This is a genomic window from Terrabacter carboxydivorans (genome assembly GCF_039532035.1).
Taxonomy (GTDB): domain Bacteria; phylum Actinomycetota; class Actinomycetes; order Actinomycetales; family Dermatophilaceae; genus Terrabacter; species Terrabacter carboxydivorans.
In genome coordinates this window covers 15,679-39,724 of the sequence record NZ_BAAARE010000025.1, presented here as the reverse complement: position 1 = coordinate 39,724, position 24,046 = coordinate 15,679, and the positions used below count along the sequence as shown (strand labels likewise).

The following is a 24,046-nucleotide window of genomic DNA, read 5'->3' as shown; positions in this document are numbered from 1 at the left end:
GGGTACGGTGGGCCGTGGAGGTGTCTGGGCACCTGGTGGTCCCCCCGGTCTTCAACACCGGTGAGGCCGAGTATCTCGGCCTGGCGGGTTCGATTCCCGTCCACCTCCGCCAAGCCCGTGTGAGAGAGGACCTCGGTGTGGCGCAGTCGGATCCGCGGCGGGCGGTGCCTCGCACCGACGTCCTGATGGCCCACCCCGACCTCGTCGCCGCCGCGGCGCGTCACGGCGTCGCGACGGTCAAGGCGGCGGTGCGCTCGGCGCAGTCGCGGGCCCGCAGCGGCGAGATCGCACCGGATGACGTCGTCACCGCTGCGCGGGCGGCCCTGCCGGCGCGGAGCACGTCCCTCCGGCCGTTGCTCAACGCCACGGGTGTCGTCGTGCACACCAACATCGGGCGGGCGCCCCTCTCGGACGCTGCCGTCGACGCGGTCGTGGCGGCGGCGGCATACGTCGACGTGGAGTACGACACCGCCACGGGGGCCAGGGCCCGGCGTGGGCGGGGGACGCTCGAGGCGCTCCGCGCGGCCGTGCCCGCGGCGGGGGACGCGCTGGTCGTCAACAACGGCGCTGCGGCGCTCGTGCTCGCCACGACGGCGCTGGCGGCCAGCCGTGAGGTCCTCGTCAGCCGGGGCGAGATGGTCGAGATCGGGGACGGCTTCCGCCTGCCCGACCTCATCGCCTCCACCGGGGCTCGCCTGCGCGAGGTGGGCACGACGAACCGCACCCGGCTCGCCGACTACGCCGACGCGCTCGGCCCCGACACCGGCTGCATCCTCAAGGTGCACCCGAGCAACTTCCGCGTCGAGGGCTTCACGAGCGCCGCGTCGGTCCGGGAGCTGGCGAGCCTCGGCGCGCCGCTCGTCGTCGACATCGGCAGCGGGCTGCTGCGTCCCGACCCCGTGCTCCCGGACGAGCCTGACGCGACGACGGCGCTCACCGACGGCGCCACCGTCGTCACGGCGAGCGGCGACAAGCTGCTCGGTGGTCCGCAGGCCGGTCTGGTCCTCGGCGAGGGCGCCACGGTCGAGCGGCTGCGACGTCATCCGCTCGCCCGCGCGCTGCGCGTCGACAAGCTGACCCTCGCGGCCCTGGAGGCGACCCTGCGCGGACCCGTGCCGCCGGTCACCGACTACCTCCACGTGGACCTCGACCGGTTGCGGGCCCGCACCGAACGCCTGGCCGCCGCGGTGGGCGGCGAGGTCGTCGCGGTCGAGGGACGCGTCGGCGGTGGCGGTGCCCCGGGGCTGCCGCTGCCCGGCTGGGCCGTCGCGCTGCCGGAGGAGTGTGCCGAGCGACTCAGGCAGGGCGAGCCCGGCGTCGTCGCCCGCGTCGAGCGCGGCCGCTGCCTCGTCGACCTGCGCTGCGTCCCCCCGGGGCGCGACGTCGACGTCGAGCGGGCCGTCCTCGCGGCCCGCGGCGCCGACCTGCCGAGCGGCGACTGACCGTGCACGTCATCGCGACGGCCGGTCACGTCGACCACGGCAAGTCCACGCTGGTGCGGGCCCTGACCGGGATCGAGCCTGACCGGTGGGCCGAGGAGCGTCGCCGGGGGATGACGATCGACCTCGGGTATGCGTGGACGTCCCTCGCGTCGGGCGCCGACGTCGCGTTCGTCGACGTTCCCGGACACCAGCGCTTCATCGGCAACATGCTCGCCGGGCTGGGGCCGGCCCCGGCGGTCGTGCTCGTCGTCGCCGCCGACGAGGGATGGCGCCCCCAGTCGGCCGAGCACCTCGCGGCCGTCGACGCGCTGGGCATCTCGCGCGGGCTCGTCGTCGTGACGCGCAGCGACCTCGCCGACCCCGGACCCGCCATGGCCGAGGCGCTCGACCACGTCTCCCGCACCAGCCTCGCCGGCAGTGTGGCGCTGGCCGTCTCGGCGCGCACCGGTCAGGGTCTCGACGACCTGCGCACCGCCCTCGACGACCTCGTCGCCTCCCTGCCTGCTCCCGATCCCGATGCCCGGCTGCGCCTCTGGGTCGACCGCTCGTTCTCGGTGCGTGGCAGCGGCACCGTCGTAACGGGCACGCTCGGCGCCGGGACGGTCCGCGTCGGCGACGAGCTCGTCGTGCACCGCACCGACGGCACGTCGCAGTCGGTCGCCGTCCGCGGCCTGCAGAGCCTCGGTCGCGCCCGCGACGACGTGACGGCCGTCGCGCGCGTCGCGGTCAACCTGCGCGGGGTCGGCGTCGACGACGTGGCGCGGGGCGACGTCCTGCTGACCACCCGGGCCTGGCGCGTGACGACGACGCTCGACGCGCGGATCGTCGGCACCGTCGGCGACGAGGGCCTCGGCGCGGGTGCTGCAGGTCCCGACGCGCTGCCGTCGCACGTCATGCTCCACCTCGGCACGCTCGCCGTCGAGGCCCGCGTGCGCCCGCTCGGGCCGGGGGCCGTCCGGCTCGCGCTGCCGTCGGCGCTGCCCGTCGTCGCCGGCGACCGCGTCCTGCTGCGCGACCCCGGCTCGCGTCGGGTCGTGGGTGCCGTCGTCGTCGACGCCGACCCACCGGTGCTCGAACGCCGCGGCTCGGCCGCCCGGCGTGCCGAGGTCGTCCGAGCGTTGGAGGGCGCGCCCGACCTCGGTCGGGAGGTCGCACGCCGCGGGTGCATGCGTCAGGCCGAGGCCGAGGCCCTCGGGATCGTCGTGCCGGCCGGCGCGCGACCGGCCGCGACCGTCGCGAGACGGGGTGCCTGGCTCGTCGACGACGACGCCTGGGCCGCTGCGGCGGTCCGGCTCCGCACGGCGGTCCAGGCGCGGGCCGACTCCGCCCCGATCGACCCGGTGCTCGCCCTCGAGGCGGCGCGGGCCGCGGCCGGCGTGCCCGACCGTGCGCTCGTCACGGACCTCGCCGCGACCGCCGGGCTCGAGGTCCGTGACGGTCGCGTCGGACTCCCGGGACGCGCGGCCGTCCTGTCGACCGCGGCCGAGGCCGGTCTGAGCAGGATCGAGGAGCGCCTGCGGCAGCACCCGTTCACGGCCCCGGAGCAGCACGAGCTCGACGCCGCCGGGCTCGGGCCGCGTGAGCTGGCGGCCGCAGAGGGGACCGGCCGGATCCTGCGCCTTCCCGGCGACGTGGTCCTGCTGCCCAACGCCCCGGCGCTCGCGATGCGCGAGCTGGCCGCGCTGCCGCAGCCGTTCACGACGAGCGACGCCCGGCAGGCCCTCGACAGCACGCGCCGGATCGTCATCCCGCTGCTCGAGCACCTCGACCGGCGGGGGTGGACTCGCCGCGTCGACGGCTCGCACCGCGAGGTGAGGCGCTGAGCCCACACGGCATACAAGCCCGTATGCCGTGGCGCGCAGGGGACCAACGGCCCTTCCCGGTCGCCTCCCGGCCCACGACGCTGGAGGGAGACGAGAGGACGCGGACGATGACCGAGGGCACGGCGCAGCAGGGCGAGACGAAGCAGGACGTAACCCACGCCCCGGCGCCGGGACGCATCGTCGTGGGGGTCGACGGGTCCGAGTCCTCGAAGCAGGCGCTGCGCTGGGCGGCCCGCCTGTCCGCCGCCGACGGGAGCCGGATCCAGGCCGTCACCGCCTGGGAGTACCCCCAGGTCTTCAACGCCCCGGTGGACGTCAGCTGGCGCCCCGACGTCGACGCCGACACCGTGCTGAGGGAGACGCTCGACGAGGTGTTCGGCGGCGACCGTCCCGAGGGGCTCGAGCCGGTCGTCGTGCACGGACCCGCGCGCACGGCGCTCATCGAGGCGAGTCGCGGGGCGTCGCTGCTCGTCGTGGGCAGCCGCGGGCACGGGGGCTTCGCGGGGCTCCTGCTGGGCTCCGTCAGCTCGGCGTGCTCGGAGCACGCGCACTGCCCGGTGCTCGTCTTCCACGACCGGGACTGAGCCGGGACCGAGGCGGACCGAGGGCTCGCCCTCCGGTGGCGCCGGTGGCGCGCCGGTGGCGCCGGTGGCGCGCCGGTGGCGCCGGTGGCGCGCCGGTGGCGCCGGTGGGTGATGTCGGTGCGGGGTGGCAGGCTGGCCCCGATGGCAAAGGGCAAGCAGTCCGACGTGCTCGATCGCTTCTCCCCGGCGACGGCGGCCTGGTTCCGGGGCAGCTTCAGCGCGCCCACGACCGCCCAGGCAGGCGCGTGGGACGCCATCAGCTCGGGTCACCACACCGTCGTCGTCGCCCCCACCGGCTCGGGCAAGACGCTGTCTGCCTTCTTGTGGGCCATCGACCGGATGGCGAGCGAGCCGGTGCCCGAGGAGCGGCTCGAGCGGTGCCGCGTGCTCTACATCTCGCCGATGAAGGCGCTCGCGGTCGACGTCGAGCGCAACCTCCGGGCCCCGCTCGTCGGCATCGGCCACGCCGCCGCCCGGCTCGAGCTGGCGCCGCCCGACATCACCGTCAGCGTCCGGTCGGGTGACACCCCGGCCAACGAGCGCCGCGCCTTCGCCCGCACGCCCACCGACATCCTCATCACGACGCCCGAGTCGCTCTTCCTCATGCTCACCTCGTCGGTGCGCGAGGCGCTCAAGGGCGTCGAGACCGTCATCCTCGACGAGGTCCACGCCGTCGCCGGCACCAAGCGCGGCGCGCACCTCGCGCTCAGCCTCGAGCGGCTCGACGCCCTGCTGCCCAAGCCCGCCCAGCGCGTCGGGCTGTCGGCGACGGTGCGCCCGGTCGAGGAGGTCGCGCGCTACCTCGCCGGCGGTCGCCCGGTCGAGATCGTGCAGCCCGAGTCGACCAAGCAGTGGGACCTCGACGTCGTCGTGCCCGTGCCCGACATGGGCGAGCTCGGCAGCTCGCCTGCGGAGATCTCGCCGGGGGTGCCCGACCTGTCGGGGCCCGCCGCGGGGCAGGCGCCGCAGGCGAGCATCTGGCCGCACGTCGAGGAGCGCATCGTCGATCTCATCGCCGACCACCGCTCGACCCTCGTCTTCGCCAACTCGCGTCGGCTCGCCGAGCGGCTGACCTCGCGGCTCAACGAGATCTGGGAGGAGCGGCTCGCCGAGGAGGAGGGCCTGCCGGTCCCGAGCCTCGCGGCCCTCTCGACCCAGCCGCCCGCGCAGGTGATGGCCCAGGCTGGAGCCTCGCGGGGCGCCCCCGCGGTGCTGGCCCGCGCCCACCACGGCTCGGTCAGCAAGGAGCACCGCGCCACCATCGAGGAGGACCTCAAGGCGGGGCGGCTGCCCGCCGTCGTCGCGACGAGCAGCCTCGAGCTCGGCATCGACATGGGCGCCGTCGACCTCGTCATCCAGGTCGAGAGCCCGCCGTCGGTCGCGAGCGGCCTCCAGCGCGTCGGCCGCGCCGGCCACCAGGTCGGGGCGGTCAGCCAGGGCGTGCTCTTCCCCAAGTTCCGCGGCGACCTCGTGCAGACGGCGGTCGTCGTCGAGCGCATGCGCGCCGGGGCGATCGAGTCGCTCCGCATCCCCGCCAACCCCGTCGACGTGCTCGCGCAGCAGGTCGTCGCGATGTGCGCCATGGACGACTGGTCGGTCGCCGACGTCGAGGCCCTCGTGCACCGGTCGGCGAGCTTCGCCTCGCTGCCGCGGTCGGTCCTCGAGGCCACCCTCGACATGCTCGCGGGCCGCTACCCGTCCGACGAGTTCGCCGAGCTGCGCCCCCGCATCGTCTGGGACCGCGTCACCGACACGCTCTCCGGGCGTCGCGGTGCCCAGCGCCTCGCCGTGACGAGCGGCGGCACCATCCCCGACCGGGGGTTGTATGCCGTGTTCCTCGCCTCCGGCGAGGGGCCCGGCCGCCGGGTCGGCGAGCTCGACGAGGAGATGGTCTACGAGTCGCGCGTCGGTGACGTCTTCACCCTCGGCACGTCGACGTGGCGCATCGAGGACATCACCCACGACCGCGTGCTCGTCACCCCGGCGCCGGGGCAGGCGGGCAAGCTGCCGTTCTGGAAGGGCGACCAGCAGGGGCGCCCCGCCGAGCTCGGCCGCGCCCTCGGTGGCTTCGTCCGCGAGATCGTCGGCCTGACCCCCGAGCGGGCCCGAGCGCGCGTCACCGCGGCCGGCCTCGACGAGTGGGCGGCCGACAACCTCATCGGCTACCTCACCGAGCAGAAGGAGGCGACCCGGCACGTCCCCGACGACCGCACCATCGTCGTCGAACGCTTCCGCGACGAGATCGGTGACTGGCGCGTGGCGGTGCTCTCGCCCTTCGGCGGCCAGGTGCACGCGCCGTGGGCGCTCTGCGTCGCGGCCCGCATGCGCGAGCGGTTCGGCATCGACGTCCAGGCCATGCACGGCGACGACGGCATCGTCTTCCGGCTGCCCGACCTCGAGTTCGAGGACGGCGCGGCCATCGGCCAGCAGCTCGTCGAGCTCGTCACCCTCGAGCCCGAGGAGGTGAGCGAGCTCGTCACGCAGGAGATCGGCGGATCCGCCCTGTTCGCGGCGCGGTTCAGGGAGTGCGCGGCCCGGGCCCTGCTGCTGCCGCGCCGCCGGCCCGACAAGCGCCAGCCGCTCTGGCAGCAGCGCCAGCGCGCCGCGCAGCTGCTCGAGGTCGCCAGCCAGTACCCCTCTTTCCCGATCGTCCTCGAGGCCGTGCGCGAGTGCGTCCAGGACGTCTTCGACGTGCCGGGCCTCGTCGAGCTGATGGGCGACATCCGCTCGCGCGCCGTCAAGGTCGTCGACGTCGAGTCGAGCCAGCCGAGCCCCTTCGCCAAGTCGCTCGTCTTCGGCTACGTCGCGCAGTACCTCTACGAGGGCGACTCGCCGCTCGCCGAGCGACGGGCGGCTGCCCTCGCGCTCGACCCGTCGCTGCTGTCCGAGCTGCTCGGCCAGGGCGAGGCGCTCGCGCTGCGCGACCTGCTCGACCCCGAGGCCGTGGCCCGCACCGAGGCCGAGCTCCAGCGGCTGACGCCCGAGCGCGGTGCCCGCGACGCCGAGGACGTCGCCGACCTGCTGCGCGTGCTCGGCCCACTGTCGGTGCGTGACGTCGTGGCCCGCTCAGCCGAGGGTTTCGAGCCGGCGGCCGTCGAGGCCGCGCTGGCCGAGCTCGAGGCCGCCCGCCGGGTCATCGCCGTGCGCGTCGGCGGCGAGGACCGTTGGGCCGCCATCGAGGACGCCGCCCGGCTGCGCGACGCGCTCGGCACCTCGTTGCCCGTCGGGGTGCCGCAGGCCTTCCTCGACCCGGTGCCCGACCCGCTCGCCGACCTCGTCGCGCGCTTCGCCCGCACCCACGGTCCGTTCGCGGTGCAGACCGTCGCCGCGTGGTGGGGCGTCGGCCCGGCCGTCGTCCACGACGCCCTGCGCCGGCTCGTTTCGTCCGGTCGCGTCGTCGAGGGCGAGCTGCTGCCCACCGAGAACGGCGGCGGCCACGGTCCCGAGTTCTGCGACGCCGAGGTGCTGCGACTGCTGCGTCGGCGCTCGCTCGCCGCGCTGCGCCACGAGGTCGAGCCCGTCGACCAGTCCGACCTCGCGCGCTTCCTGCCGCAGTGGCAGGGCGTCGGAGGCGGGCTGCGCGGACGCGAGGGCCTGCTCCGCGCCGTCGAGCAGCTGACCGGCGCCGAGGTGCCGGCGAGCGCACTCGAGTCGCTCGTCCTGCCCGCGCGCGTCGCCGACTACCGCCCCGCTCTGCTCGACGAGGTCATGAGCTCGGGCGAGGTGGTCTGGCGCGGCCACGGGTCGCTGCCCGGCGACGACGGCTGGGTCAGCCTGCACCTCGCCGACGCCGCGCACCTGACGCTGACCCCGCCCGAGGTCGTGGAGCTGACCGACGACGAGCAGGCCGTGCTCGACGCGCTCGAGGGCGGCGGCGCCTACTTCTTCCGCGCCCTCTCCACCCGGGTCGGCCTCGGCGACAGCGAGCTCAACGACGCCCTGTGGTCGCTGATCTGGTCGGGCCGCATCACCAACGACACCATCGCGCCGCTGCGGGCGCTGCTCGCCGGCGGCCGCACCGCGCACAAGCGCACCACGAGCGGTCCCCGCTCGACGAGGTATGCCGGCCGGCGCGGTTCGCTGGGCCGCTTCGGCTCCCTGCGCGGCCCTCTCGCGGGCACGAGCCCGGCCCAGGTCGAGGCGGCCGAGGAGGCCGCCACCGGCAAGGCGATCGCGGCCGGACGGGCCGTCGGGTCCGGTCCCTCGACCGGGGTCGGGCGCTGGACCGCGCTCCCGCCCGCCGAGACCGACCCGACGGTGCGCGCCGTCACCAACGCCGAGCTGCTCCTCGACCGCTACGGCGTGCTGACCCGCGGGTCCGTCGTCACGGAGGACGTGCCCGGTGGCTTCGCCGCGGTCTACCGCGTCCTGGCAGCCGCAGAGGAGGCCGGCAAGGTCCGCCGTGGCTACTTCGTCGAGGGCCTCGGAGCCTCGCAGTTCGCGTCGACCGGCGCCGTCGACCGGCTGCGGTCGATGTCACGCCTGCCCGGCGGAGACGAGTCCGGAGGAGGCGGACGGGTCGACGCCGCCGAGGGCGAAGAGTGGCTCGCGCCCTCCTCCGCCGGGCCCGGAGGGCCGGGTCGCCATGGGCAGCGCGGTGGTGGGCGCGACGGGCAGCGTGGTCGCGAGCGCACCGGTCCTCCGGCGCTCGTGCTCGCCGCCAGCGACCCCGCCAACCCCTACGGCGCCGCGATCGGCTGGCCCGAGCGAGGTCTCACCGATGCCGCCGCCGACGAGCCGGCGGCCAAGAGCGAGGCCGACGAGGCCGCCCCCAGGTCCTCGCGGCGCAAGGGCCACCAGCCCGGCCGCAAGGCAGGGGCCCTCGTCGTCCTCGTCGACGGCGAGCTGGTGCTCTACGTCGAGCGTGGCGGCAAGACGATGCTCTGCTGGTCCGACGACCCCGAGCCCCTCCAGGCCGCAGCAGACGCCCTGGCGCTCGCCGTCCGCGAGGGGGCCCTCGGCAGGCTCACCGTCGAGAAGGCCGACGGTGCCTCGGTGCTCGGCTCGGACCACCCGCTCGTGCAGGCGCTGTCCAACGCCGGCTTCCACATGACCCCGCGGGGCCTGCGCCTGCGCCGCTGACGACCCACCGCATGGCCCGTCGCCCACGAGTCGGTGGGCACCTCGGCCGCGACGGGTCAGGCCGGCGACGCTGCCGCGGTCTGCGGTCGAGCGTCGGTGGCGGGCTCGTCGTCGCGGCCGAGGAGCGTCGTGGCGGGGTCGGCATCTCTCTGGGCTGCGGGCAGGACCGCTCGGACACGGCCCTGCTGCCATGGAGCGGGCGACCGTCGCGGCGGTGCGACCGTCGCCAAGGTGCGACCTCCGCGGTGTCTAGGCTGAGTGGCGCCGACGTCGCGCGGGGTACGAACCAGAGCGACGGAGCCGAGACGAGGGAGGGTGGCGTGCCCGAGGGAGACACCGTGTGGCGCACGGCCACCCGCCTCAACGAGGCGCTCGCCGGGCGCGAGATCATCGAGTCCGACCTGCGCTGGCCCGAGATCTCGACCGCCGACCTCACCGGCCGGACCACGCTCGAGGTCGTGAGTCGCGGCAAGCACGTGCTCCACCGGGTCGAGGGTGGCCTGACGCTGCACTCGCACCTGCGCATGGAGGGGCAGTGGCGGGTCGAGGCCACTCCGGGGCTCGCCGCGCGCTGGCGACGCAACCCGCAGCTGCGCGCCCTCCTAGCCGCGCCGGACTGGACGGCCCTCGGGCTGCGGCTCGGCATGCTCGACCTCGTGCCGACGGCGCGCGAGTCCGACGTCGTGGGGCACCTCGGCCCCGACGTCCTCGGTCCGGACTGGGACCTCGCGCGAGCGGTCGACAACGTCGCGGCCGGCCACGTGCCGGTCGGACAGGCGCTGCTCGACCAGCGCAACCTCGCCGGGATCGGGACCATGTGGTGCGCCGAGGCGCTCTTCCTCGAGAAGGTGCCCCCGTGGTCGCCGGCCGACGAGCTCGGCCGTGACACGGTCGAGCGCGTCGTCGCCCGCGCCCACCGCCTCATCGACAACGGCCGGCGGCACGCGGTCCAGTCGGGCACCGGCAGCTACCGGCTCGACGAGGCGCACTACGTCCACGCCCGCAGCGGACGCCCCTGTCGTCGCTGCGGCACGACGGTCCGGGTCGCCATGATCGGCGAGCCCACGCGCGAGCGCACGATGTTCTACTGCCCGGGCTGCCAGGGCGGGCTGGGACCCACGGACGACGGCCGGCCCCAGGCGCCGCTGGGCTCCAACCGCGGCGCGGCCCGCTCGCGCCGCTCGTACTGAAACGCCTGTGCCTGCCAGGAGGCGGTCCTACGGTGGTGGGGACCCACCCCACCGAGAGGAGCACAGCCATGGCGTCCCGCCTCAACCCCTACATCGGTTTCAAGGACAGCGCCCGAGCGGCGATGGAGTTCTACCAGTCGGTTTTCGGTGGCGAGCTCACCGTGTCGACCTTCGGCGAGTTCGGCCAGCCCGGCCCGGGCGCCGACAACGTCATGCACGCGCAGCTCGAGACCCCGAGCGGCTACACCATCATGGCCTCCGACACCCCGGAGGGGATGCCCTACGAGGACGGCTCGCGCATCACGGTGAGCCTCAGCGGTGACGACGGCGACGAGCTGCGCCGCTTCTGGGATGGCCTCGCCGAGGGCGGCACCGTGACCATGCCGCTCGAGAAGCAGATGTGGGGCGACGAGTTCGGCATGGTCAACGACAAGTTCGGGGTGGGCTGGCTCGTCAACATCTCCGGGCAGCAGTCGGGCGACGCACCCGCCGGATGACGCCCCTGCTGCATGACACGCCTGGGTGACACGGCTGGTGACGCACCCGGGTGCCGGATCCGTCAGGCGGTCACGGCCGGGCGGCCAGCTGGCGAGCGAGCTCGTCCGGCCCGATGAGGCTCGAGTGCGTGCCGGCGGTGCCGCACGCCCAGGCGCCGGCGACAGCCCCGTTCGTCGCCGCGGCACGGGCGTCGCCGCCGGCAAGCCAGGAGTGCAGGAACGCCGAGACGTAGGCATCGCCGGCACCGTTCGAGTCGACGGCGGGTCGGCCCGGGATGTCGATCGCGGGCACGGCGAACGAGCCGCCCTCGCGCACGGTCACCCGGCTGCCCCGCGCCCCGTCCATGACGACCACGAGCCGGGCGCGGCCACGGTCGATCACGTCGGCCACGACCTCGCCCTCGATCCCCGAGAGCCGGGAGCCGGAGACGAAGACGAGGTCCGCGGCATACGCGAAGGGGCGGTGGTGCGGGTTGTGCCCGTCCCAGTCGTGCAGGTCGGTAGAGGTGGTGACGCCGGCGGTCGTCGCGTCCTCGAGCGCGCCCACGGTCCACGGCATGATCGAGGCGTGCACATGGCGTGCCTGCTCGAGCGGGCCGCGCCACAGGGCGGGGTCCGGCGCGAGGTCGTAGGGGTGACGCGGGTCGTAGAACGACATCCGCCGGCCGGTCGCGTCGACGAGGTTGACCGCGCGCCGCGTCCCGCTGGGGTGGACCACGTGGTCGAACGGCAGTCCCTCCGCCTCGAAACGGTCGAGCAGCATGCGGCCCTCGTGGTCGTCGCCGATGACGTCGACGAACCGGGTGGCGAGGCCGAGCCGGTGGCAGCCGAGCGCGACTCCGCTGCCCGTGTGGCCCACGACGGTGTCGATCGGCGGGACGACGTGCGAGTCGGCGAAGGGCACGGGCAGGTCCTCGACACGCACGATGGTGTCGACGCCGGCGCCGCCGACGACGAGGACGTCAGTGGTCGGTGATGTCACCGGCTCATTCTGCACATCAGGGACGGGTGACGCTGAGCAGCCCCAGGCACATCTCGTCGGTCGTCCCCTCGCCCCACACGACGTAGCGCTCGGGCAGGCCCTTGAGGTCGGGCAGCTTGTCGCGCCACGCCTGGTCGTGGGTGCAGCTGACCTTGATGGAGTCTCCCGGGCCGATCTGCGTGGCCGGGATCGGCACGGAGCCCTGGTTGTCGAAGTCCCATACCTTGATGTCGAGCAGCGTCCGCGCCTTGGCCGTGCCGGGGTCGAGCTCGATCTTCAGCGACGAGCCCAGCAGGTGCATGTGGCCGGCGACGGCCCGGATGGTCGCGGCGGAGTCGACCCGTCGGGTGCACGACTGGGTCGGCCCGGGCGTCGGGATGACCGTGCCGTTGCACACGAGCAGCAGGCCGTTGACGATCGGCGCCGACATGGGCCCGAAGCGTGCGGTGACGTCGGCGACGGCTGCGGAGCGGTCGCAGAGCGGGCCGGACTTGCCTGGGCGACAGGGCAGCTCGACGGGCGCCGGGTAGAGCATGGTCTCCAGCGGCTTCAGCTCGGTCGAGGACGACAGGCGCAGCTTCACCGACGTGCGGTCGGGTGTCGTGCCGTGCCGGAGGTTGTAGTGCACCTGCATGATGAGCAGGGAGCCGCGCTGCAGGGGGATGCCGACGTCGGAAGGCAGGACGTTCTCGCGGCCCCCGGGGGCCCAGGCACCCACCCACGGTGCGTCGTCGAGGCTGGCGCCGCGCGAGCCGAGCCCGGTGCCGCCGAAGCAGGTCCAGCCGTTGCCGCCGGTCTGGGCATCCCTCGCGCGGGCGGACGCGGCAGCCGACGGGGGCACCCGGAAGAGGATGACGTGGTGCACCTCGGCGGGCTGCCCCGGAGCGATGTCGAAGCCGGTGACGAACGAGTCCCGGGCGAGCTTCGGGTCGAGCACGAAGCAGCGGTAGTCGTCGGTGCCGGTCGTCGGGGCCTTGGGCGTGTAGGCGACCGGTGACGTGACGGTGCGCATCGTCTCACCGCGGCGCAGGGCGACGGGCGCGGCCGGAGTCGTCGGCGTGGGCGCGTGAGCGGTGCCGCCCGTGGAGCCCGCGGCCGACGTCGGCCCGGGCGTGTGGTCGCCCGCGTGTCCGGTCGAGTGCCCGTCGAGCCGCGCCTGGGCCGCCTGGTTCGGCGTGCCGCACCCGGCAGCCAGCAGTGCGACCGCCGTCAGCGCGGCTGCGATGGCGGGCACGCCGCGTCGGGTCCTCATCCCGTCAGTCTAGGAAGCCCTGTCGTCGTTGGGCTCGTTGTCGAGCCTTGGCCCCCGCGCCACCTCGCGCGAAGGCGCGGGGGCCAAGGCTCAGGCGCCCTCGGGAGCGCGGCTCACGGGGATGCGTCGCGCGTCGGGCGCGCTCAGGCGCTCGGCGTTGGCCTCGGAGTCGGCGAGCTCCTTCTGCGACTCCAGCTCTGCCTCGACGCGGGCGGTGTAGCCCGCGACCTCGGCCTCGAGGCGCTCGGCGTCCCAGCCCAGCACAGGCGCGACGATCTCGGCGACGGCGCGGGCGCTCTCCACCCCTCGGCTCGGCGTCTCGATGGAGATGCGGGTGCGGCGGGCGAGCACGTCGTCCAGGTGGAGCGCTCCCTCGTGCGTCGCGGCATACAACGCCTCGACCTTGAGGTACTCCTCGGCGCCGGGCAGCGGCTCGTAGAGGGAACGGTCGTCCTCGGCGAGGGCGAAGAGCTCGTGGACGAGCGAGCCGTAGCGCTCGAGCAGGTGGGTGATGCGCCAGACGGGCAGCCCCTGGTGGCGGGCGAGCCGGTCGATCTGGTTGACGAGGGCGACGTAGCCCTCGGCACCCGAGAGCGGGATGAACTCGGTGACGCTGTCGGAGACGTCGCCGCCGACGTCCTCGCGGGCGGCGTCGACGGCGTCGGCCGCCATGACCCGGTAGGTCGTGTACTTGCCTCCCGCGATGGAGATGAGCCCCGGCTGCGGGCGCGCCACGGCGTGCTCGCGCGAGAGCTGGCTCGTGTCCTCGCTCTCGCCGGAGAGCAGCGGGCGCAGGCCGGCGTAGACGCCCTGGATGTCGTCGTGTGTCAGCGGCACCTTGAGCACGGTGTTGATGTGCTCGAGGATGTAGTCGATGTCGGCGCGGGTCGCCGCCGGGTGCGCGAGGTCGAGCTCCCAGTCGGTGTCGGTCGTGCCGACGATCCAGTGCGTGCCCCACGGGATGACGAAGAGCACGGACTTCTCGGTGCGCAGGATGAGGCCGGTCTCGGAGTTGATGCGGTCGCGGGCGACGACGATGTGCACGCCCTTGGACGCGCGCACGTGGAAGCGTCCGCGGCCGCCGGCCATCGTCTGGATGTCGTCGGTCCACACGCCGGTGCAGTTGATGACGGCGGACGCGCGCACCTCGGTGCGCTCGCCGGTCTCGACGTCCTCGACGACCGCGCCCACCACGCGCTCGCCGGCACGGAGCAGGTCCACGACACGTGCCGAGGCCACGACGGTGGCGCCGTAGGCCGCGGCGGTGCGCACCGTGGTCAGCGTGTGCCGTGCGTCGTCGGCCTGGGCGTCGTAGTAGAGCAGGCCGCCGGTGAGGGCGTCGCGCCGCAGGGCCGGGGCGAGCTTGAGGGCGCCGGTGCGGGTCAGCTGCTTGTGCCGCGGGACGGAGCGGGCGCCGCCCATCGAGTCGTAGAGCGTCAGGCCGGCGGTGACGTAGGGGCGCTCCCAGCCGCGGTTGGTCAGCGGGTAGAGGAAGGAGACCGGCTTGACGAGGTGCGGGGCGATGCGGCTCAGCATGAGCTCGCGCTCCTTGAGCGCCTCGCGCACGAGGTCGAAGTTCATCTGCTCGAGGTAGCGCAGGCCGCCGTGGAAGAGCTTGGACGACCGCGACGACGTGCCCGAGCCGAAGTCGCGCTGCTCGACGAGGGCCGTCGACAGGCCCCGGGTCGCCGCGTCGAGCGCGACACCGCCGCCGGTCACCCCGCCTCCGATGACGAGCACGTCGAAGTGCTTGGCGGCGAGGCGCTTCCACGCCTGCGCCCGGTACTCCGTGTCCAGCCGCACTGCGCTCGTCATCGGTTTCCCTTCACGTCGCTGCCGAGGAGGCCACTCTATCGAGCGGCGCCCGCACCCCGTATGCCGTAGTACCGGGTGCGCCGCCGCCGGGACCCTTCCCGGGGCGCGACCGCCACGACGAAGTCCGAGCTCCCCGTCTGCATGGTCAGGCGGATGTCCCGGGGGACCGGGAGGAGTCGTGCGGCGTCCTCGTCGCGGTAGAGCACGGTCGTCTGGAGCCGGTGGCCCAGCTCCCGCTCGTCGTCCTTCGACAGGGGCACGAGCCGCTCGCGGACCGTCGCCGCGGCGCTCCGGAGGCTCTCGGGCGTGACTCCGGGGGCGCCGACGAGCACGACGGTGTCGACGTGCTCGTCCGGCTCCCCGGAGGTGATCGCGGTGTCGCGCCGCAGCCAGCTCGTGGAGTCGCCGGACTCGCGGACGAGACCGCTGGGCACCTGCGCGGTGACCCAGCCCCGCTCGAGGTAGGCGGCGTGGATCCATCGCAGGCGCACCCGCTCGTGGAGCAGTCCCACCGCGATGAGGGCCAGACCGACCAGCGCCCAGGCGACGAGGCCCGGCCACATGGTGGCCCGGTCCCGCTGGAAGAGCACCGCCACGGCGACGAGCACGAGCACGAAGAGGATGCCCCCGCCGAAGTTGCGCAGCCCTCGCGGCGGCACGACCCGGGCGGCGAACCCACGCCTCGAGGCCAGCTCTGCCTTCAGCCCTTCGATGGTCACCGCGCAAGGCTAGTCACCGGCGCGACCACGCTCGGCACGGCCCGCGCGACCCCGTGACGGCCGACGGCCGCGACGGTACGGTCTGCTCATGCCGACGGAGCAGCGAAGCCATGTCGTCTCGATCGACCAGGGCACCACGAGCACCCGGGCCATGGTCTTCGACCGCAGGGGCCGTGTCGTGGCCGTCGACCAGCAGGAGCATCGCCAGATCTTCCCGCGCGCCGGCTGGGTCGAGCACGACGCCATGGAGATCTGGGAGAACACCCGCCTCGTCGTCGGCGGCGCCCTCGGCAAGGCCAACCTCAACGCCACCCACGTCGCCGCTGTCGGCATCACCAACCAGCGCGAGACGACCGTCGTGTGGGACCGCGCGACGGGCCGGCCGATCCACAACGCCATCGTCTGGCAGGACACCCGCACCCAGGCGATCTGCGACGAGCTGGCGCGTGACGGCGGGACCGACCGCTTCAAGGCAGTGACCGGGCTGCCGCTCGCGACCTACTTCGCCGGGCCGAAGGCGCGCTGGATCCTCGACCACGTCGACGGCGCCCGGGCGCGGGCCGAGGCGGGGGAGCTGCTCTTCGGCACGATCGACACGTGGCTGCTGTGGAACCTCACGGGCGGGGCGGACGACGGCGGCATCCACGTCACCGACGTCACCAACGCCTCCCGGACCCTGCTGATGGACCTGCGGACGCTGCAGTGGGACGCCGCGGCTGCCGAGGCGGTCGGCGTCCCGCTCGCGATGCTCCCCGAGATCCGGTCGTCGTCCGAGGTCTACGGCACGTGCAAGCCCGGCATCCTCATCGACGTGCCGGTGGCCGGCATCCTCGGCGACCAGCAGGCGGCGACCTTCGGGCAGGCCTGCCTCGATGTCGGCACGGCCAAGAACACCTACGGCACGGGCAACTTCATGCTGCTCAACACCGGCGAGGAGATCGTCGCCTCGACGCACGGGCTGCTGACGACGGTCTGCTACCAGCTCGGTGACGCCAAGCCGGTCTACGCCCTCGAGGGCTCGATCGCGGTGACGGGCTCGCTCGTGCAGTGGCTGCGCGACAACCTCGGGCTCATCACGGACGCCAAGGAGGTCGAGACGCTGGCGGCCTCGGTGGAGGACAACGGGGGCGCCTACTTCGTCCCGGCCTTCTCCGGGCTGTTCGCGCCGCACTGGCGCCCGGACGCGCGTGGCGCGCTGGTCGGGCTGACGCGCTTCGTCAACAAGGGTCACATCGCGCGAGCGGCCTTGGAGGCCACGGCCTTCCAGACGCGTGAGGTGCTCGAGGCGATGAACGCCGACTCGGGGGTGCCGCTCACGGAGCTCCGGGTCGACGGCGGCATGGTGGTCAACGAGACCCTGATGCAGTTCCAGGCCGACCTGCTCGGGGTCGACGTCGTGCGTCCCGTCGTGGCCGAGACCACCGCCCTGGGAGCCGCGTATGCCGCGGGGCTGGCCGTGGGCTACTGGCGCAGCACCGACGAGATCCGGGAGAACTGGGGCGAGGACCGTCGCTGGTCGCCGCAGCTCGACGAGAAGGAGCGCGAGCGACTCTTCCGCACGTGGAAGAAGGCCGTGCAGCGCACCCTCGACTGGGTCGACGAAGACACGCCCTGAGCCGGTCGGTCGCTCAGTCGTCACCCTCGAGGTGCAGCACGACCTTGCGCAGCAGGCCGTTGAGCGTCACGAGCTCCTTGGCTGTGAGACTCGAGAAGGCTGCCTGCTCACGCGCCATCCCTGCCTCGATCCCCTTCTCCCACATGGCTCTTCCGGAGCTGGTGGGGCGGATGAGGATGCGACGACGGTCCACCGGATCGACCTCACGGGTGGCGTGGCCACGCTGGACGAGCCGGTCCAGGCGGGACGTCATCGCCGCCCGGGTGACGCCGCACGCGTCGGCGAGCTGCGCCGGGGTCGCCTCCTCGGGATACGGCTGGATCATCAGGGCGTGGAGCGTGTGGTAGTCCTCGATCGTGTCGTCGGTGCCCGCATAGCTGGCGTGGTCGCCGGCCTTGAGCCGCTTGGTGATCGCCTGCATGCGGGTCACGGCTCCCTCGACCTCGGGGTCCATGTCCTCGAGGAGGCCGCTCCAGCGCGCGACGTGCCGGTCGACCGAGTCCTGCCGCGCTCTCGCCATGGGTCCAGTCTCGCAGAGGTTGGGGTGCCTTGAGTCCTGCCTCTGACTATTCGTTGACAGATAGTCAGACGTCTAACTAATCTCGACGCATGACCTTCCGTGCGCTCGTGGGCATCCGTGACGTCCGGCTCCTGCTGGTCGGGCAGGGGCTCTCGTGGGTCGGCGACGCCTTCAACCCGGTCGCCCTCTCGGTGGCCGTGGTCCTCTCGGGCGGGGGAGCGGGAGAGCTCGGCGTGATCCTCGCGAGCGGCGTCGTCGCCCGCCTGCTGTGCAGCCTCGTCGGTGGCGTCTGGGCCGACCGGGTCACGCCGCACCGCATCATGGTCGTCGCCGACCTCGTCCGGGCGACCTCCGTCGGTGCGACGGCAGTCGCCTTCGCGGTCGTCGGTGACCCGCCCGTGGCGGTCCTCGCCGGCCTCGCCGCGGTAGCAGCCGGTGCCGGGGCCTTCTTCTTCCCCGCGTTCGTGTCGCTCCGGCCGCTCATCGTGCCGGAGGAGGGTCTTCAGTCGGCCAACGCCGCGATCAGCTTCCTCCAGTCGAGCGCGCAGATGGCGGGACCGGTCCTGGCTGGAGTCGTCGTCGCCGCGTTCGGCTCCGTGCCGGGCTTCGCCGTCAACGCCCTGACCTTCGCGTGGTCGGCGGTCTGCGTCGCCCGGCTGCAGGCCCGGTCGGCGCCCGGGGCGAGCCGCCGCCCGATGGTCGCCGAGGTCCGGGAGGGTCTGGCCGAGATCCGCAGCCGCGACTGGCTCTGGACGGGCCTGGTGTCAGCGGCGCTGTTCCACGTCGCCAGCGGCGCGTTCATCGTCCTCGTCGAGGTGACGGTCGTGCGTGACCTCGGCGGCGCCCATGCGCTCGGCCTCGTCACCGCCTCGCTCGGCGTCGGCGGTCTCGTCGGAGGCCTGATCGCCATGCGGGTGCAGCCACGTCGGATGCTGCTGTGGGCGTTCGTCTCGCTCGCCCTCTTCCCGCTCTTCCCCCTGGCCTTCGCGTGGCCCGGCGGGCTCTGGGCCGTCATGGCCCTGGGTCTCGTCGCCCAAGCGGGGCTGCTCTACTTCGACGTCGGCTGGCAGACCGCCGTCCAGCAGGGCGTGCCCCGTGACCGGCTGGCCCGGGTGGCCTCGTGGGACGTGCTCATCTCGTTCCTCGCGCTGCCGGTCGGCAACGTCCTCGCCGGCCCGTTGAGCGAGCGCGTTCCCACGGCCGACCTCATGACGGGCATCGCGGCCTGGATGCTGCTCGCCGGCTGCGCGCCGCTCCTCGTGCGCGGCGTCCGGGGCTTCGTCCGTGGCGGCCGCCCCCGCTCGGACGCCACGGACGAGGGCGTCGGTCAGGCCAGTGCGGCGATCGCGGCGTCGTAGTCGGGCTCCTGGCCGATGGCCGGGACGAGCTCGGTGTGCATGACGGTGCCGTCGGTGCCGACGACGACGACGGCGCGGGCCAGCAGCCCGGCGAAGCCGCCGTCCTCCATGCGTACGCCGTAGTCGTAGCCGAAGCCGGACCGGAACGACGACGCCGCCACGACGTTCTCGATGCCCTCGGCGCCGCAGAAGCGGTTCAGGGCGAACGGCAGGTCGGCCGACACGCAGACGACGGTCGCGTTGTCGAGACCGGCAGCGAGCTCGTTGAAGCGGCGCACGCTCGAGGCGCAGACGCCGGTGTCGACGCTGGGGAAGATGTTGAGGACCACGCGCTTGCCCTCGGGCAGCGTCACGTCGTCGCGCAGGTTGGTGCCGGTCAGCGTGTATGCCGGGGCGGGGGAGCCCACGGCCGGCAGCTCGCCGATGGTGTGGACGGTGGTGTCTCCGAGAGTGGTGGTGGCCATGGACGTATCTAACACGGCCCGGCCGCCGGCCTGTTCCCGCCGGCCCTCCGGCAGCGAGGCCGACGACCCGTAGGTTGGAACCATGAGCGAGTCACCGCCGAGCACGCGGCAGCAGGAGCAGGAGCAGATCGTCGCGGTCGCCATGGACCTGGCCCGTGACGGGCGCACCGCCGACCTCGTGGAGTTCCTCGACCACGGCTACCCCGTCGACCTGCCGGACCCGGCCGGCAACACGCTGCTCATGCTCGCCGCCTACCACGGCCACCTCGACACGGTCTCGACGCTCGTGGCCCGCGGCGCCGACGTCGACCGCCGCAACGACCGCGACCAGTCGCCCGTCGCGGGGGCGATGTTCAAGGGCGAGGACGAGGTCGTCCGCGCCCTGGTCGCTGCCGGCGCCGACCTCGACGCGGGCTCCCCGACGGCTCGCGAGACGGCCCGGCTCTTCGGGCAGCAGCACCTCGTCGACGGGCAGGAGTGACCGTGGCCCAGCCCCAGCGGCCCCAGCCGGACGACACCGGAGCCCGCACCCGCTTCGTCATCAACCTCGTCGGCGTCGTCGGCCTCCTCTTCGGCGTGCTGCCGATCGTGCGCTACCTGCTCGACCTGTCGCTCTTCGACTTCACCGTGGCGCCCTACGAGTGGCTGAGGCTCGAGGGGGCAGCGCGCTACCTGCCCCCGGGCATGCTGCTCGTCGTCTGCATCGCCGTGGCCTACCTCCTGGAGAAGCGGCTCCCGCGCGACTGAGGCTGGACACGCGGTGACGGTCCGGCGCCGACCCCGTGGTGTGATGTGGGCATGTCGGTCCGGGCCTCCTTCCTCGCCGCGCTCGTCGTCGGGTCGAGCCTGGCGCTGACGGTCGCCCCGTCGCCCTCGGCGCTCGCCGCCCAGCGGCCCACCGCCCAGCAGCCCGCAGCCCAGCAGCCGGCGGCCCTGCCGGCCGCCGACCCGGTGACGCCCCAGGCGAGCATGGTGCCCGTCGGCCCGGAGCCCGACGGCACTCCCGTCAGCCTCGACGTGTCGATCTGGCCCCAGTCGAGCGGCCGGCACCCGGTCGTGCTGCTCGCCCACGGCTTCGGCGGCACCAAGGACTCGGTCACGAGCCAGGCGGCCGACCTCCACGACCGCGGCTACGTCGTCATCGCCTGGAGCGCCCGCGGCCACGGTGCGTCGGGCGGCCGCATCCACCTCAACGACCCGGCCTACGAGATCGCCGACGCCCAGAAGCTGCTCGACCTCGCCGCCAAGCGGTCAGACGTCGAGCTCGACGCGCCGGGTGACCCCCGGGCCGGTGTCATGGGTGCCTCCTACGGCGGCGCGCTCGGGCTCATGCTGGCCGGCGCCGACCGTCGCGTCGACGGCGTCGTCTCGGCGATCACGTGGAACGACCTCGCCGACGCCTTCTTTCCCCAGGCCGCCGTCACGCAGCCGGCGACCACGGCGGCCGGCCGCTCCCCGATCGACGTCGCCGGACCCTTCAAGCAGGTCTGGGCGACGAACTTCTTCCTCTCCGCCCTGCGCGGCAGCGGCCGCGGGGCCGCGTCCCAGGCGGGTGGCGGTCAGGGCGCCGCGGGCCAGTCCGCAGCCGCCGCCGGCGCGGCCCGTTGCGGCCGCTTCGACCCGACCATCTGTCGCCTGTTCGTCCAGGCGTCGGAGTCCGGCGCCGCCTCACCGCAGCTGACCGCGATCCTCCGGGCGCACAGCCCCAAGCCGACGATGAACGCCGTGACCGCCCCGACCTTCCTCGTCCAGGGCGTCGGTGACTCGCTCTTCGGGCTAGACCAGGCCGACGCCAACGCCTCGGCCCTCGCGGCCAGGCGCACCCCGTATGCCGTCCGGTGGAGCGACGGCGGCCACGACGCCGCCAGCACCCACGAGATCGAGGAGCTCGACGCCTCCTACACGTGGCTCGACCACTACGTGCGCGACAAGCCGTCGGCGAGCAGGAGCGAGTCCGCCCTGCCCACAGCAGCCTTCACGTACGGCACCCCTGCCGGTCGCCCGGGTCAGCCGACCACGCTGCACACGCTGACGGCATACCCCGGCCTGTCGGGAGCGCCGCTGCAGACCCGCGAGCTGCCGCTGGCGACGACCTCCGGCGCGCTGCTGCACCCGCCGGGCGGTCAGCCGGCCTCGCTCATCGCGGTGCCGGGCCTCGCCGCCCTCGGGATCAGCCTGTCGACCTACCAGATCGCGGCGCTGCCCGGTCAGTCGACCGCGCTCGACACCCAGCCGTCCACCGAGGCGGCCACGGTCGTCGGCTCTCCCACGATGCGGCTCACCGTCACGTCCGACAGCCCCGACGTCACGCTCTTCGCGTCGGTGTGGCGGGTCACCGGGGGCTCGGTGACGCTGACCAACCCGCTCGTCGCGCCGGTGCGGCTCGCGGTGACGCCGGGCCGGCCGACGCCGGTGACGATCTCGCTGCCCGGCGCGACCTACGACATGCCGGCCGGCACCAGGTGGCGCGTGCTGCTGACCAGCACCGAGGCGACCTACTCCAACTCACGCACCCCGAGCTCCATCCGGATCTCCGGCGCCTCGGCCCTGACGCTGCCCGTCGCGACCGGCACCGCCGTGGGCGGCACCGTCGCCGGCGGCGTCGACACCGAGACCCTGCTCGCGTCGGGGGCGCTGCTGCTCCTGCTGGCCGTCGCGCTCGGCGGGTGGGTCGTCCGTCGTCGCCGACGTCGTCACCTGCCCGCGCGGCCCGACCTCGCCGACGTCCCGCTCGTCGTCGAGGGGCTCGTCAAGACGTATGCCGACGGGCACCGCGCCGTCGACGACGTGACCTGGCGTGCCGAGAAGGGCCAGGTCGTCGGCCTGCTCGGCCCCAACGGCGCCGGCAAGACGACGACGATGCGCATGGTCATGGGCCTCATCTCCTCCGACGCCGGCAGCGTCCACGTGCTCGGCGAGCCGGTCTCCGCCGGCTCGAGGGTGCTCGGACGGGTCGGCGCGCTCATCGAGGGCCCCGGCTTCCTGCCGCACCTGACGGGCCGGCAGAACCTCGAGGCCTACTGGTCCGCGACGGGCCGGGCCGCCGAGGACGCCCACTTCGACGAGGCCCTCGACGTGGCGGCCCTCGGTGGGGCCGTCGACCGACCGGTCAAGTCCTACAGCCAGGGCATGCGCCAGCGCCTCGGCATCGCCCAGGCCATGCTCGGCCTGCCCGAGCTGCTCATCCTCGACGAGCCGACCAACGGCCTCGACCCGCCGCAGATCGCCGCGATGCGCCCGATCCTGCGGCGCTACGCCGAGACCGGACGCACCGTCGTCGTGTCGAGCCACCTGCTCGCCGAGGTCGAGATGACGTGCACCCACGTCGTCGTCATGCACGCCGGACGGGTCATCACCCAGGGGCCCGTCGCCGAGCTCGTCGACAGCGACGACACGACGATCCTCGACCTGCCCGAGCACGTCGACCACGACGTCGTCAGCGCCGGGGTGCACGCCCTCGAGGCGGCCGCCGGCGTCACCGAGGTGCGCGTCGACACCCCGACCCGCATCGTCGTCGTCGCCGAGCGCGGGCGGGCCGAGGTCGTCGCGGCCGCCGTCACCGCCGGGCTGCCCGTCGTCGGTGTCAGCAGCCGCCGCCACCTCGAGGAGGTCTTCCTCGGGGTCATCTCCTCGGCCTCCGCCCCCGGCGCGAGCGCCGAGCCCGGAGACGAGGGCGCCTCCCTCGTCGAGCGACTGAGGCAGGTGAGGGCGCGATGAGCGAGACCACCCGACCCACGGGCGCGACGACGCCCGACCGGCACGAGCAGCAGGAGCCGCAAGGGCATCACGAGCACACGCCGGGCGAGGCCCTGCTCGACGTCATCGAGCCGACCTCGGCGGCCGCGAGCAGCGAGATCCACCAGGTGCGCGACCCGCTGTCGTGGCGCTCGGAGCTGCGCCGTCAGTGGGGGAGGCGGCGCACCATCTGGGCCTTCGGGCTGCTGCTGGCACTCCCGCTCGTGCTCGTCGGGTCGTTCGCCTTCGGGCAGCGCTCGGGCAACAGCGGCCGGGGCAGCGCGTCGAGTCGGATCTTCGACCTCGCCCAGAGCGGCGCGGCCAACTTCAGCCTCGTGCTCGTCTTCCTCGCCTCCGAGCTGCTGCTCGTGCTGCTCGCCGCGCTCTTCTGCGGCGACGCGGTGCCCGCCGAGGCGTCGTGGTCGTCCCTGCGCTACCTGCTCGTCGCGCCCGTGCAGCGGGCCCGCCTGCTCACGAGCAAGCTCGTCATCGGGATCGCCTCGACCCTGCTCGCGACCGTGCTGCTGCCGGCGTGGGGCCTGCTCGTCGGCGGCATCGCCTACGGCTGGGACCCGCTGACCAACCCGTTGGGCGAGAACCTCACGTGGGGCCAGTTCCTGCCGCGGCTCGCGCTCGCCATGGCCTACATCTTCGTCACGTTGCTGCCCGTCGCCGCCATCGCCTTCTGGATCGGCACGCGCTCGGACGCGCCCCTGGCAGCGGTCGGCGGCGCCGTGCTCGTCAACATCCTGTTCAACATCCTCGACCAGCTCGACGCGCTCGACCCCTACCGCAACGCCTTCCCGGGCCACTACTCCCGGGCCTGGCAGGACGCGCTGGCGGTGTCGCCGGACTGGACCGACATGGTGCACGGCGCGCTGTGGGCGCTCGTGTGGGCGGCCGGCTTCACGATGCTCGCCTACCGCCGCTTCCGCCGCAGCGACATCCTCAGCTAGCCGCCGACCCGG

Annotated in this window: 18 protein-coding genes and 1 tRNA gene; 13 read left to right on the top strand and 6 right to left on the bottom strand. The window is 74.0% G+C overall.

The features are described from left to right. Positions 1-16 precede the first annotated feature (16 nt). The 7 genes from ABD297_RS20685 to ABD297_RS20655 all read left to right on the top strand — a co-directional run bounded on the left by ABD297_RS20685 (position 17) and on the right by ABD297_RS20655 (position 10,618). A tRNA-Sec gene (locus ABD297_RS20685) sits at positions 17-112 on the top strand. 25 nt (positions 113-137) lie between these two features. Beyond that, positions 138-1,442, top strand: coding sequence for an L-seryl-tRNA(Sec) selenium transferase (gene selA / locus ABD297_RS20680; RefSeq protein WP_344257009.1), 1,305 nt, complete (start codon positions 138-140; stop codon positions 1,440-1,442). Positions 1,443-1,444: 2 nt separating this feature from the next. After that, positions 1,445-3,265 carry a selenocysteine-specific translation elongation factor gene (gene selB, locus ABD297_RS20675; RefSeq protein ID WP_344257008.1) on the top strand — a complete coding sequence of 607 codons (1,821 nt, stop codon included), beginning with the start codon at positions 1,445-1,447 and terminating at the stop codon, positions 3,263-3,265. A gap of 107 nt (positions 3,266-3,372) precedes the next feature. Further along, on the top strand, positions 3,373-3,849 hold the full coding sequence (locus ABD297_RS20670) for a universal stress protein (protein WP_344257007.1): 477 nt from the start codon (positions 3,373-3,375) through the stop codon (positions 3,847-3,849). A gap of 141 nt (positions 3,850-3,990) precedes the next feature. Beyond that, positions 3,991-8,931, top strand: coding sequence for an ATP-dependent helicase (locus ABD297_RS20665; RefSeq protein WP_344257006.1), 4,941 nt, complete (start codon positions 3,991-3,993; stop codon positions 8,929-8,931). A gap of 320 nt (positions 8,932-9,251) precedes the next feature. Continuing rightward, positions 9,252-10,121, top strand: a complete 870-nt coding sequence (locus tag ABD297_RS20660) for a DNA-formamidopyrimidine glycosylase family protein (RefSeq protein WP_344257005.1) — start codon at positions 9,252-9,254, stop codon at positions 10,119-10,121. A 68-nt stretch (positions 10,122-10,189) separates the two neighbouring features. Then, positions 10,190-10,618, top strand: a complete 429-nt coding sequence (locus ABD297_RS20655) for a VOC family protein (protein ID WP_344257004.1) — start codon at positions 10,190-10,192, stop codon at positions 10,616-10,618. A gap of 70 nt (positions 10,619-10,688) precedes the next feature. Here the strand turns inward: ABD297_RS20655 and ABD297_RS20650 are convergent, their stop codons facing one another. From ABD297_RS20650 to ABD297_RS20635, 4 genes are all read right to left on the bottom strand, one after another. Beyond that, on the bottom strand, positions 10,689-11,600 hold the full coding sequence (locus ABD297_RS20650; protein ID WP_344257003.1) for a carbohydrate kinase family protein: 912 nt from the start codon (positions 11,598-11,600) through the stop codon (positions 10,689-10,691). A 16-nt stretch (positions 11,601-11,616) separates the two neighbouring features. Further along, positions 11,617-12,852 (bottom strand): hypothetical protein, encoded by a 1,236-nt coding sequence (locus ABD297_RS20645; RefSeq protein WP_344257002.1) that lies wholly within the window; start codon positions 12,850-12,852, stop codon positions 11,617-11,619. Positions 12,853-12,942: 90 nt separating this feature from the next. Further along, positions 12,943-14,667, bottom strand: a complete 1,725-nt coding sequence (locus tag ABD297_RS20640; protein ID WP_344257001.1) for a glycerol-3-phosphate dehydrogenase/oxidase — start codon at positions 14,665-14,667, stop codon at positions 12,943-12,945. Positions 14,668-14,702: 35 nt separating this feature from the next. Next, positions 14,703-15,386, bottom strand: coding sequence for a hypothetical protein (locus ABD297_RS20635; protein WP_344257000.1), 684 nt, complete (start codon positions 15,384-15,386; stop codon positions 14,703-14,705). A gap of 88 nt (positions 15,387-15,474) precedes the next feature. Between ABD297_RS20635 and glpK the strand changes: the two genes are divergently transcribed. Next, entirely contained in the window at positions 15,475-17,001 is a 1,527-nt protein-coding gene (gene glpK, locus ABD297_RS20630) for a glycerol kinase GlpK (RefSeq protein WP_344256999.1), read from the top strand. Positions 17,002-17,014: 13 nt separating this feature from the next. Here glpK and ABD297_RS20625 read toward each other — a convergent pair whose 3' ends face one another. Beyond that, the gene (locus ABD297_RS20625) at positions 17,015-17,521 is read right to left on the bottom strand and encodes a MarR family winged helix-turn-helix transcriptional regulator (protein ID WP_344256998.1); all 507 of its coding nucleotides are present in this window, start codon (positions 17,519-17,521) and stop codon (positions 17,015-17,017) included. Positions 17,522-17,610: 89 nt separating this feature from the next. Between ABD297_RS20625 and ABD297_RS20620 the strand changes: the two genes are divergently transcribed. Further along, positions 17,611-18,879, top strand: coding sequence for an MFS transporter (locus ABD297_RS20620; RefSeq protein WP_344256997.1), 1,269 nt, complete (start codon positions 17,611-17,613; stop codon positions 18,877-18,879). On the opposite strand, the gene tpx is transcribed toward ABD297_RS20620, so the two are convergent. Then, positions 18,849-19,343 (bottom strand): thiol peroxidase, encoded by a 495-nt coding sequence (tpx, locus tag ABD297_RS20615; RefSeq protein WP_344256996.1) that lies wholly within the window; start codon positions 19,341-19,343, stop codon positions 18,849-18,851. The two genes, ABD297_RS20620 and tpx, sit on opposite strands and share 31 nt — an antisense overlap. Positions 19,344-19,425: 82 nt before the next feature. On the opposite strand from tpx, the gene ABD297_RS20610 reads away from it, so the two are divergent. Genes ABD297_RS20610 through ABD297_RS20595 form a run of 4 tightly spaced genes read left to right on the top strand, consistent with a single transcriptional unit; the run spans position 19,426 to position 24,034 of the window. Then, positions 19,426-19,824, top strand: coding sequence for an ankyrin repeat domain-containing protein (locus tag ABD297_RS20610; RefSeq protein WP_344256995.1), 399 nt, complete (start codon positions 19,426-19,428; stop codon positions 19,822-19,824). Between the two features lie 2 nt (positions 19,825-19,826). Then, a complete protein-coding gene (locus tag ABD297_RS20605) occupies positions 19,827-20,090 on the top strand; it encodes a hypothetical protein (protein WP_344256994.1) in 264 nt (87 codons plus the stop codon). A 51-nt stretch (positions 20,091-20,141) separates the two neighbouring features. Continuing rightward, on the top strand, positions 20,142-23,060 hold the full coding sequence (locus tag ABD297_RS20600; protein ID WP_344256993.1) for an alpha/beta fold hydrolase: 2,919 nt from the start codon (positions 20,142-20,144) through the stop codon (positions 23,058-23,060). Beyond that, positions 23,057-24,034, top strand: a complete 978-nt coding sequence (locus ABD297_RS20595) for an ABC transporter permease subunit (RefSeq protein WP_344256992.1) — start codon at positions 23,057-23,059, stop codon at positions 24,032-24,034. Before ABD297_RS20600 ends, ABD297_RS20595 begins: the two co-directional genes overlap by 4 nt. Positions 24,035-24,046: the final 12 nt, after the last annotated feature.